Consider the following 10,943-nt stretch of genomic DNA (forward strand, 5'->3'; position numbering starts at 1 on the left):
GGAGGGGGTGCGGCGGCGGGGGTGTCTTCCATGGGGGCACAGGATAGCGGGGTGCCGCGGCTATCCTGTGGCCGATGACGCCCGAACCCCGTCCCGCGCGCGGCACCGCCGCCGACCGCCGCCGCATCGCCCAGGCGCTGCCGCCGCTGCGCGAGGCCGATGCCATGGCGATCAGCCGCTTCATCGACGCGGCCTGGGCCGAGCACGGCCTGGCACGGCAGACCCAGGACGCCTACCGCCGCGACCTGGAGCTGCTGGCGCGCTGGCGCGACGGCGCCGGCGGCGGGCTGGCCCGCGCCGCCGCGCCGTGCTGTTCGAGTACCTGCGCTGGCGCGCCGGCCACGGCTACCAGCCGCGCAGCAACGCCCGCCTGCGCGCCAGCCTGCGCGCGTTCTACGCCTGGCGGGTGCGCTCGGGCGCGCGTGCCGACGATCCGGCCGCGCTGATCGAACCGCCGCGCCTGCCGCGGCCGCTGCCCAAGGCGCTGACCGAATCCCAGGTCGACGCCCTGCTGGCCGCGCCCGACATCGATACCCCGGAGGGCCTGCGCGACCGCGCCATGCTCGAACTGATGTACGCCGCCGGCCTGCGCGTGAGCGAGCTGGTCGACCTGCCGGCCAATGCGGTGAACCTGCGTCAGGGCGTGGTCCGGGTGCTGGGCAAGGGCGGCAAGGAGCGGCTGGTGCCGCTGGGCGAGGAGTCGCAGCACTGGCTGGAGCGCTATCTGGCGCAGGCGCGGCCGCAGCTGGCCGCGGGCAGGCCGGTGCCGGCCGACGCGCAGGGCCGGGTGCCGCTGTTCCTGACCGCCAGGCGCCATGCGCCCACCCGCCAGGAATACTGGCGCGCGCTCAAGCGCCACGCCGCGGCCGCCGGGATCGACCCGGCCACGGTCACCCCGCATGGCCTGCGCCACAGCTTCGCCACCCACCTGCTCAACCACGGCGCCGACCTGCGCGCGCTGCAGCTGCTGCTGGGCCACGCCAGCCTGTCCACCACCCAGATCTACACCCTGGTAGCCCGCGAACACCTGCAACGCCTCCACGCCAGGCACCACCCGAGGGGGTGAGCGGTTTCGCGGCATGCCGCGAAACCGCGAACGCCCGGCCATGGATGGCCGGGCCGGGCGTTCCGGAGCCGACCACGTCACGCCATGGATGGCAGGTGCGACAGATCGAACGCCGCAGCCCGCGGCACTGCCGCGCGGCCTGCCGAACGCCCGGCCATGAATGGCCGGGCCGGGCTTTCCGGAGCCGACCACGTCACGCCATGGATGGCAGGCGCGACAATTCGAACGCCGCAGCCCGCGGCACTGCCGCGCGGCCTGCCGAACGCCCGGCAGGCGCCCTCGCGTAGAGCCGGGCTTGCCCGGCTGCCCACGCATGGCGGAGCGATGGGGGGGAGCAGCGGGGCAAGCCCCGCTCTACAACGGCGGCCCAACGCGATCCTGGTCCAGGCCGGTCGGCTCGCGCCGGTGTGCGAAAATCCCCCGACTTTTACCCCCGACGGTGGTCCCCATGTCCCGACTCTTCGCCGCCGCGCTGCTGGGCGCCTTCAGCCTCAGCGCCTGCGCCCAGCAGGCCGCTCCGGCCGCCGCCAGCCAGGCGCCTGCCAAGCCCGAGGCCAAGGCCACCGCCGCCCGTCCCGCCGCCACGGCCGCGGCCGGCACCGCGGAGGCGAACGTGCTCGCGGCCCTGCAGGCGGTCGCCCCGGGCCTGGCCCCCGAGTACGTCGGCGCGGCGCCGTTCCCGGGCTTCCGCGAGGTGCTCCTGGGCGGCGAACTGCTGTACGTCTCCGACGATGGCCGCTACCTGATCCAGTCGCAGCCCTTCGACCTGCAGGAGCGCAAGCCGGTGGCCAGCGAAGGGCTGATGGCGCATCGCCGCGCCCTGCTGGCGAAGGCCCCGGTGGAAGACCGGATCGTGTTCGCGCCGCCGAACACCAGGCACACCCTCACCGTGTTCACCGACATCGAGTGCGGCTACTGCCGGCGCATGCACCAGCAGATCGCCGACTACAACCGGCTCGGGATCGCGGTCCAGTACGTGGCGTTCCCGCGCATGGGCCCGGCCAGCCAGGACTTCCGCGACATGGAATCGGTCTGGTGCGCCGGCGACCGTCGCCACGCCCTGTCCGAGGCCAAGGCCGGGCAGCGGGTGCCGAAGAAGCAGTGCGACAACCCGGTGGCGCAGCAGTACGAGCTCGGCCTGCGGGTGGGCGTGAGCGGCACGCCGGCCGTGTTCACCGAAGACGGCACCCAGCTGGGCGGCTACCTGGCCCCGCAGCAGATGCTGCAGGCGCTCGAAGGCACCGCCGCCGCGGCGGGCGGCGCGCGCTGAGCGGAGGGGCCGGCCCTCTGCGGGGCCTCCGGAACGGCACCGCGCGGTCCGGTACAATGGCCGGCCTTCCCCTGCGACTTCCCCGGACATGATCGTCCTCGAGGGCGCGCCCGCCCTTTCGCCGTTCCGCCGGCAGCGGCTCGAAACCCGCCTGCAGTCCCTGGTCCCCGGCCTGCGCGTCGAAGGCGCCTGGCACGTCTACTTCGTCCAGCCCGGCGACGGCGCGCCCGATCCGGCCGTCCTGCACCGCATCCTCCAGGCCGGCGACGGCCAGGCCGCGCTGGCCGAAGGCGCGCTGTCGCGCTTCGTGGTGCCGCGGCTGGGCACGCGCTCGCCGTGGTCGAGCAAGGCCACCGAACTGCTGCAGGGCGCCGGCCTTGCGGTGGCGCGGGTGGAGCGTGGCCTGCGCCTGGACCTGGCCGGCTGGCCGGCCGATACCGCCACGCAGGTGGCGGTGGCGAAGCTGCTGCACGATCCGATGACCCAGTCGCTGCTCGCCTCGCGCGATGACGCGCAGGCGCTGTTCGCCGCGCAGCCGCGCGGCCGGCTCGAGCGCATCGCCCTGGCCGAGCTCGAAAGCGCCAACCGTCGCCTGGGCCTGGCCCTGGCCGACGACGAGATCGAATACCTGCGCGCCCGCTATTCGGAGCTCGGGCGCGACCCGTCCGACGTCGAGCTGATGATGTTCGCGCAGGCGAACTCCGAGCACTGCCGGCACAAGATCTTCAACGCCAGCTGGACCATCGACGGGCAGGAGCAGGAGCGCTCCCTGTTCCGGATGATCAGGAACACCCACCAGAAGAGCCCGCAGCACACGCTCAGCGCCTACAGCGACAACGCCGCGGTGATCGCCGGCCACGTCGCCGCGCGCTACCGGCCGGATCCGGCCACCGGCGAGTACCGCACCGAAGCGGCGGTGCCGTCGGCGTTCCAGATCAAGGTCGAGACCCACAACCACCCGACCGCGATCTCGCCGTTCCCGGGCGCCTCCACCGGCGCCGGCGGCGAGATCCGCGACGAGGGCGCCACCGGCCGCGGCGGCAAGCCCAAGGCCGGCCTGACCGGCTTCTCGGTTTCGCACCTGCGGATCCCGACGCTGCCGCAGCCGTGGGAGGCGCCGCGCGCGCTGAATCCGCGCATGGCCCCGGCGCTGGAGATCATGACCGACGGTCCGCTGGGCGGTGCCGCGTTCAACAACGAGTTCGGCCGGCCGAACCTGCTCGGCTATTTCCGCAGCTTCGAACTGCCGGAGAACGGCAGCACCCGCGCCTACGACAAGCCGATCATGCTCGCCGGCGGCCTCGGCGCGATCGACCGCATCCAGGTCGACAAGATCCGGATGCAGCCGGGCGATGCGGTGGTCGTGCTCGGCGGCCCGGCGATGCTGATCGGCCTGGGCGGCGGCGCGGCCTCGTCGGTGGCCTCGGGCGAAAGCGCCGAGGACCTGGATTTCGCCAGCGTGCAGCGCGACAACCCGGAGATGGAGCGCCGCTGCCAGGAGGTCATCGACCGCTGCGTGGCGATGGGCGGGCGCAACCCGATCCACTTCTTCCACGATGTCGGCGCGGGCGGCCTGTCCAACGCGATTCCCGAGCTGCTGCACGACTCGGGCGTAGGCGGCGTGATCGACCTGGCCAAGGTGCCCAGCGACGACCCGTCGCTGTCGCCGCTGGAACTGTGGTGCAACGAATCGCAGGAGCGCTACGTGCTCGGCGTACCGGCCGACCGGCTGGACGAGTTCGCCGCGATCTGCGTGCGCGAGCGCTGCCCGTTCGCCGCGGTCGGTGTGGCTACGGCGGAGGAACGGCTGGTGGTCGCCTATGGCGCGACCCCCGGCAATATTCCGGCCGATGCCCCCATTGATTTGCCCATGGACGTGCTGTTCGGCAAGCCGCCGAAGATGCACCGCGACGCCGTGCGCCGTCCGGCCGCGCCGTGGCCGGCGCTGGCCGCCGCCGGGCTGGACCTGCACCAGGCCGGCCTGCGCGTGCTCGCGCATCCGACCGTGGCTTCCAAGAATTTCCTGGTCACCATCGGTGACCGCAGCGTCGGCGGCCTGACCGCGCGCGAGCAGATGATCGGACCGTGGCAGCTGCCGCTGGCCGACTGCGCGATCACCCTGGCCGACTACGACGGCTACGCCGGCGAAGCGATGGCCATCGGCGAGCGCACCCCGCTGGCGCTGCTCGATTCGGCCGCCGCCGCGCGCATGGCCGTGGGCGAGGCGATCACCAACCTGTGCGCGGCACCGGTGCAGGCGCTGGAGCACGTCAAGCTGTCGGCGAACTGGATGGCAGCCTGCGGCCACCCGGGCGAGGACGCGCTGCTGTACGACGCGGTCCACGCCGTGGGCATGGAGTTGTGCCCCCAGCTCGAAATCAGCATCCCGGTGGGCAAGGACTCGCTGTCGATGCAGGCGCAATGGCAGGACGGCGGCCAGGCGCACAAGTCGGTGTCGCCGGTGTCGCTGATCGTGTCCGCGTTCGCCCCGGTGGAAGACGTGCATGGCCAGCTCACCCCGCTGCTCGCCGCCGGCGACGACAGCGAGCTGTGGCTGATCGGCCTGGGCGGCGGCAAGCGGCGCATGGGCGGCTCGGTGCTGGCCCAGGTGCATGCCGGCCACGAGGCGCTGCCGGCGTTCGGTGGCGACGTGCCGGACCTGGACGACCCCGAACGCCTGCGCAACTTCTTCGCGCTGGTCTGCGATGCGCGCGAGGCCGGGCTGCTGCTGGCCTACCACGACCGCAGCGACGGCGGTGCCTTCGCCGCGCTGTGCGAGATGGCCTTCGCCTCGCGCCGCGGCCTGGACATCACCCTGGACGCGTGGGGCGACGATCCGTTCGGCAGCCTGTTCAACGAGGAGCTGGGTGCGGTGGTGCAGGTCGCCGACGAGGACCGCGCCGCGTTCGCCGACCTGGTCGAGCGCCATGCGCTGACCGAATGCGCGCAGCGCATCGCAAGGCCGACCGCGGTGCCGAAGGTGCGCGTGCGCCTGGACGGCGGGCTGCTGGCGGAGTGGCGCTGGGAGGAACTGTTCGATGCATGGTGGTCGGTGACCCACGCCATGCAGAAGCTGCGCGACAACCCGGACAGCGCCGACCAGGAGCGCGCGGTCGCGCGCGATTTCCATGCGCCGGGACTGAAGCCGAAGCTGGGGTTCGATCCAGCAGAAGACGTGGCCGCTCCTTTTATTGCCAAGGGCCGGCGTCCGCGCGTGGCGATCCTGCGCGAGCAGGGCGTCAACGGCCAGCTCGAGATGGCGCGCGCGTTCGACCGCGCCGGTTTCACCGCGGTCGACGTGCACATGAGCGACCTGGTCGCCGGCCGCATCGCGCTGGACGGTTTCACCGGCCTGGCCGCGTGCGGCGGTTTCAGCTACGGCGACGTGCTCGGCGCCGGCCGCGGCTGGGCGACCTCGATCCTGGAGCGCAGCGCGCTGCGCGAGGCGTTCGCGGCGTTCTTCGCGCGCCCGGACACGTTCTCGCTGGGCGTGTGCAACGGCTGCCAGATGATGAGCCAGCTGCGAGACATCATCCCGGGTGCGCAGCACTGGCCGAAGTTCCTGCGCAACCGCAGCGAGCAGTTCGAGGCACGTACCGCGCTGCTGGAAGTGCTCGAGTCGCCGTCGGTCCTGCTGCGCGGGATGGCCGGCTCGCGGATCCCGGTGGCGGTGGCGCACGGCGAGGGCCGCGCCGAGTTCGACAATGCGGCCGACCAGGCTGCGGCGCGGATCGCGCTGCGCTACATCGACGGCGACGGCCAGGTGGCTTCGACCTATCCGCTCAACCCGAACGGTTCTCCGGACGGCATCACCGGCCTGTGCAGCGACGACGGCCGCGCCACGATCCTGATGCCGCACCCCGGGCGCGTGGTCCGCACGGTGAACCTGTCCTGGCATCCGCCGGAGTGGGGCGGGGACTCGCCATGGATGCGGATGTTCCGCAACGCACGGGTGTGGGTGGGCTGACCCGACCGCGCCGTCCGGTTAGCGCCCTGCTTCCTGTAGGAGCCCACTTCAGGGGGCGACCCGACGGGGTCGGAAGACATGACGCGATACCGCGCATGCCTCCGGAGCCGGTGCGTTGTACGCGGGCTGCGTTCCTGCGTCGCCGGGTCGCCCCCTGAAGTGGGCTCCTACAGGGGAGCTCGCCGCGACGATGGCCGTCGGCCCCGCCATGCCCTGCTAAAGTCCGGGCCGTTGCCCGAGGAGAACGCACAGGAACGTGAGCGACCTGCCCATCGTGCTGCTGCCGCTCGGTTCCGACGAGGACGCGCTCGACGCCTGCCTGGCCGCGCTGGACGCCGCCACCCCCGCCGGCACCCCCATCTGGCTGGCGGACGACGCCCAGGCCGGGCCGCGCGGCATCGATATCGTCGAACGCTGGCTGCAGCGCACCCGCCTGCGCGCCGAATACACCCGCCGCGCCCACCCGATCGGCGAGGTCGCCCACCTGCAGGAAATGCTGCAGGCCTGCGGCGACGCGGACGTCGTCGTCCTTGCCGCCGACGCCCAGCCCCTGCACGGCTGGCTGGCCCAACTCGCCGCCTGCCTGGCGCGCGACGCGGCCGTGGCCACCGCCACGCCTTGGTGCAACGCCGGCGAGACCGCCGGCTGGCCGCGGCTGGGCGAGATCTCGCCGTTGCCGGCAGAGCCGGCGCTCACCGCGCAGGCCTGTGCCGCGATGCCGCCGCAGCATCCGGAACTGCCGGCCGCGGTCGGCCACGCCGTGGCCCTGCGCGGCAGCGCGAGGATGCGCGTCGGCGGCCTGGACGCGGCCAGCTACGGCTCCTGGTATGCCGCGCTGACCGACCTGTCGCTGCGCCTGTCCGGCCTGGGCTGGCGGAACGTGCTGTGCGAAACCGCGTTCGTCGCCCGCGGTGGCGAGGGCGGTCCGGCCGACGGCGACCTGGAGGCGCTGGCCGCGCGCTGGCCGGCCTGGCACCCGCGCCTGGCCGGCTTCCTGATGAACGATCCGCTGCAGCAGGCCCGCGAACAGCTGCAGCAGCTGCACGAGAGGCTGCGCACCACGCCGCAGCACGACCTGTTCGCCGCATCGGCGGAGCCGGCCGCATGAGCGCGCCGGGCGAGGCCGACGGCATCGCCGCGGTAGTGGTCAGCTACCGCAGCGCATCGACCCTGGACGAATGTCTGGTGCGGCTACGCGCCGCGCGCGCGGTGTCGCAGGTGCGCGTGGTCGACAACGGCTCCGACGACGCCAGCCTGGAGATCCTGCAGCGGCACGCGCTGGCCGACCCGCGGGTGCGCTTTATCGCCAACCCGGACAACCCGGGTTTCGGCGTGGCCTGCAACCAGGGCGCGGCCGACAGCGACGCACCCTGGCTGGCCTTCGTCAATCCCGACCTGCAGGTGCTGCCGGACTCGCTGGAGCGCCTGCGCGCGCATGCGCAGGCGCTCGGCGGCGAAGCGCTGCTCGGCGCGGACCTGCTGGGCGACGACGGCGTGCGCGACGGCGCGGCGCGGCGGCGCGACCCGGACTTCGCCGCGATGCTGCGCGCGCCGGCCCGCGGCAGCCGCCTGGACGTGGCGATGGATCCGGCGCGCACGCTGCAACCGGTGGAGGCGATATCGGGGGCGCTGATGCTGATGCCGCGCGCGCTGTTCGAACGGATCGGAGGCTTCGACGAGGGCTACCGCCTGCATGCCGAGGACCTGGACCTGTGCCGGCGCGCGCGCCTGGCCGGGGCCACGGTGGCGGTGGCCAACGACGTGGCCGTGCTGCACGCGCGCGGCGTCTCCAGCCGCTCGCGGCCGCTGTTCGTGGAATGGCACAAGCACCGCGGGCTGTGGCGCTACTTCCGCAAGTTCGAGGCGGCCCGGCGCGGACCGGTCACCCGTGCGGCGGTGTTCGCCGCGATCTGGGCGCATTTCGCGGTCGTCGTGCCACGCGTCTTTTCCCGGCGCTCCGGAACCTAGCGGGCGACCACCTGCAACTTGCGGCTGGCGCGGGATTGCCGATAAGGTCGGCGCGGTGGCCAGCGCCCGGCGCCGGCGTCCGCCTGGCGCCGGGGATCACCGGGACCGCACCGGCCAACATGGAGCCGCAATGGCCCGCTACGAGCTGCTCAACAACGTCGCGCACCAGGACCTGCGTGTGTCGACCCGCTTCGGTGTCGGCTTCGGCGACAACGTCGGCATGGTCCAGGCGTTCCCGACCGAGTTCGCCGAGCTGCAGCGCGAGTACCCGCTGTTCTTCCGCAAGGACGCCTCCGGCGGGTTCCAGGCCGTGGCCCTGCTCGGCTTCGACCACCACGAGAACCTGTTCCTGCAGGGCGGAAGCTGGAACGCGTCGTACCTGCCGGCGTCGGTGGCGCGCGGGCCGTTCCTGATCGGCTTCCAGGAGCAGCAGGTCGATGGCCAGCTGCGCAACGAACCGGTCATCCACGTCGACCTGGACCACCCGCGGGTGGTCACCGGCCAGGGCGGCGAGCCGGTGTTCCTGCCGAAGGGCGGCAACAGCCCCTACCTGGAGCACATCATCGGCGTGCTGCGCGGGATCAACGACGGCGTGCAGGCCGGGCAGGGCATGTTCGCCGCGTTCGAGGCGCTGGAGCTGATCCAGCCGCTGGCCATGGACGTGCGCTTCGATCCCGGCCACGGGGTCAACCTGGGCGGGCTGTACGGGATCGACCGCGAGCGCCTGGCGGCGCTGGACGCCGGCGCGCTGCACGACCTGCATCGCGCAGGCTGGCTCGAAAGCGCCTACATGGTGCTGGCTTCGCTGCAGAACATGCGCCGGCTGATCGCCGAGAAGCAGCGCCGCATCCGCGAACGGGAAGGCGCGCAGGGGCAGGAGGCCCGGGATGCCCGGGCGCCCCGGCCGCTTACTTCAGCGCCTTGAACCGCAGCCGGTGCGGGCCGGCATCGTCGCCCAGGCGGCGCTTCTTGTCTTCCTCGTACTCGCGGTAGTTGCCCTGGAAGAACTCCACGTGCGAGTCGCCCTCGAAGGCGAGGATGTGGGTGGCGATGCGGTCCAGGAACCAGCGGTCGTGCGAGATCACGAAGGTGTTGCCCGGGAACTCCAGCAGGGCGTCTTCCAGCGCGCGCAGGGTCTCGATGTCCAGGTCGTTGGACGGTTCGTCGAGCAGCAGCACGTTGCCGCCCTGCAGCAGGGTCTTGGCCATGTGCAGGCGGCCGCGCTCGCCGCCGGACAGCGTGCCCACCAGCTTCTGCTGGTCCTGGCCCTTGAAGTTGAAGCGGCCGATGTAGGCGCGCGACTGGATCTCGATGCCGTTGATGTTGAGGATGTCCAGGCCGCCGGAGACTTCCTGGAACACGTTGTGGTTGCCTTCCAGCGCGCCGCGGCTCTGGTCCACGTAGGCCAGGTTCACGGTCGGGCCGGTCTCGATCGAGCCGGAGTCCGGCTTCTCGGCGCCGGTGATCATCTTGAACAGGGTCGACTTGCCGGCGCCGTTGGGGCCGATGATGCCGACGATCGCCCCCGGCGGCACCGAGAAGCTGAGGTCGTCGATCAGCAGGCGGTCGCCGAACTTCTTGGAGACGTTCTTGAACTCGATGACCTTGTTGCCCAGGCGCTCGCCCGGCGGGATGAAGATCTCGTTGGTCTCCTGGCGCTTCTGGTAGTCGACCGACTGCAGCTCTTCCAGGCGGCCCAGGCGCGCCTTGCCCTTGGAGCGGCCGCCCTTGGCGTTCTGCCGGGCCCATTCCAGTTCCTTCTGGATCGCCTTCTGGCGGGCCTTCTCCTGGTTTTCTTCCTGCTTGAGGCGCTCGTCCTTCTGCTGCAGCCACTCGGTGTAGTTGCCCTTCCACGGGATGCCGCGGCCGCGGTCCAGCTCAAGGATCCACTCGGCGGCGTTGTCGAGGAAGTAGCGGTCGTGGGTGACCGCGACCACGGTGCCGGTGTAGCGGGCCAGGAACTGCTCCAGCCATTCCACCGACTCGGCGTCCAGGTGGTTGGTCGGTTCGTCGAGCAGCAGCATGTCCGGCTTCTGCAGCAGCAGGCGGCACAGCGCGACGCGGCGCTTCTCGCCGCCAGACAGCTTGCCGATCACCGCGTCCCACGGTGGCAGGCGCAGCGCGTCGGCGGCGATCTCCAGCTGCTGTTCCAGGGTGCTGGCGTCGCCGCTGGCGAGGATCGCCTCCAGGCGCTCCTGCTCCTTGGCCAGCGCGTCGAAGTCGGCGCCGTCCTCGGCGTAGGCGGCGTAGACCTGCTCCAGCGCGGCCTGGGCCTGCAGCACCTCGCCGACGCCTTCCTCGACCGCTTCGCGCACGGTCTGCTCCGGGTTCAGGCGCGGCTCCTGCTCCAGGTAGCCGACCTTGATCCCCGGCTGCGGCCGGGCCTCGCCCTCGAAGTCCTGGTCCACGCCGGCCATGATCCGCAGCACGGTGGACTTGCCGGCGCCGTTCAGGCCCAGCAGGCCGATCTTGGCGCCCGGGAAGAAGCTCAGCGAGATGTCCTTGATGATCTGCCGCTTGGGCGGGACCACCTTGGACACGCGGTTCATGGTGTAGATGTACTGCGACATGGGACGTTGGACTCCGCGGACGGACAGCGGCCGCCTGCCGGGCAGGGGCCGCTGGGAGGGTGTTGAGGGGGTGCCGGTCGGGGGGATCGGGACCTGCCGATT

At 72.3% G+C, this 10,943-nt stretch carries 6 protein-coding genes and 1 pseudogene; 6 read left to right on the forward strand and 1 reads right to left on the reverse strand.

All coding sequences use genetic code 11. The annotated features are described in order from the left end of the window. Nucleotides 1-74: 74 nt before the first annotated feature. The 6 genes and pseudogenes from xerD (at nucleotide 75) to CSC64_RS13455 (ending at nucleotide 9,196) form a co-directional block, all read left to right on the forward strand. Nucleotides 75-1,066 (forward strand): annotated as a pseudogene (gene xerD / locus CSC64_RS13430) (site-specific tyrosine recombinase XerD). A gap of 448 nt (nucleotides 1,067-1,514) precedes the next feature. Beyond that, nucleotides 1,515-2,336: a thioredoxin fold domain-containing protein gene (locus tag CSC64_RS13435; protein ID WP_162435839.1), complete on the forward strand. Its 822-nt coding sequence runs from the start codon at nucleotides 1,515-1,517 to the stop codon at nucleotides 2,334-2,336. Nucleotides 2,337-2,424: 88 nt separating this feature from the next. Beyond that, entirely contained in the window at nucleotides 2,425-6,303 is a 3,879-nt protein-coding gene (gene purL / locus CSC64_RS13440) for a phosphoribosylformylglycinamidine synthase (RefSeq protein ID WP_162435840.1), read from the forward strand. 256 nt (nucleotides 6,304-6,559) lie between these two features. Further along, a complete protein-coding gene (locus tag CSC64_RS13445; RefSeq protein WP_162435841.1) occupies nucleotides 6,560-7,411 on the forward strand; it encodes a glycosyltransferase in 852 nt (283 codons plus the stop codon). Continuing rightward, entirely contained in the window at nucleotides 7,408-8,271 is an 864-nt protein-coding gene (locus CSC64_RS13450; protein WP_162435842.1) for a glycosyltransferase family 2 protein, read from the forward strand. Before CSC64_RS13445 ends, CSC64_RS13450 begins: the two co-directional genes overlap by 4 nt. A 130-nt stretch (nucleotides 8,272-8,401) precedes the next feature. Next, nucleotides 8,402-9,196, forward strand: coding sequence for a SapC family protein (locus CSC64_RS13455; protein WP_162435843.1), 795 nt, complete (start codon nucleotides 8,402-8,404; stop codon nucleotides 9,194-9,196). Here CSC64_RS13455 and ettA read toward each other — a convergent pair. Then, nucleotides 9,180-10,841 carry an energy-dependent translational throttle protein EttA gene (gene ettA / locus CSC64_RS13460; RefSeq protein ID WP_162435844.1) on the reverse strand — a complete coding sequence of 554 codons (1,662 nt, stop codon included), beginning with the start codon at nucleotides 10,839-10,841 and terminating at the stop codon, nucleotides 9,180-9,182. The two genes, CSC64_RS13455 and ettA, sit on opposite strands and share 17 nt — an antisense overlap. Nucleotides 10,842-10,943 lie beyond the last annotated feature (102 nt).

It is taken from the genome of Pseudoxanthomonas koreensis (assembly GCF_010093225.1).
Taxonomy (GTDB): domain Bacteria; phylum Pseudomonadota; class Gammaproteobacteria; order Xanthomonadales; family Xanthomonadaceae; genus Pseudoxanthomonas; species Pseudoxanthomonas koreensis.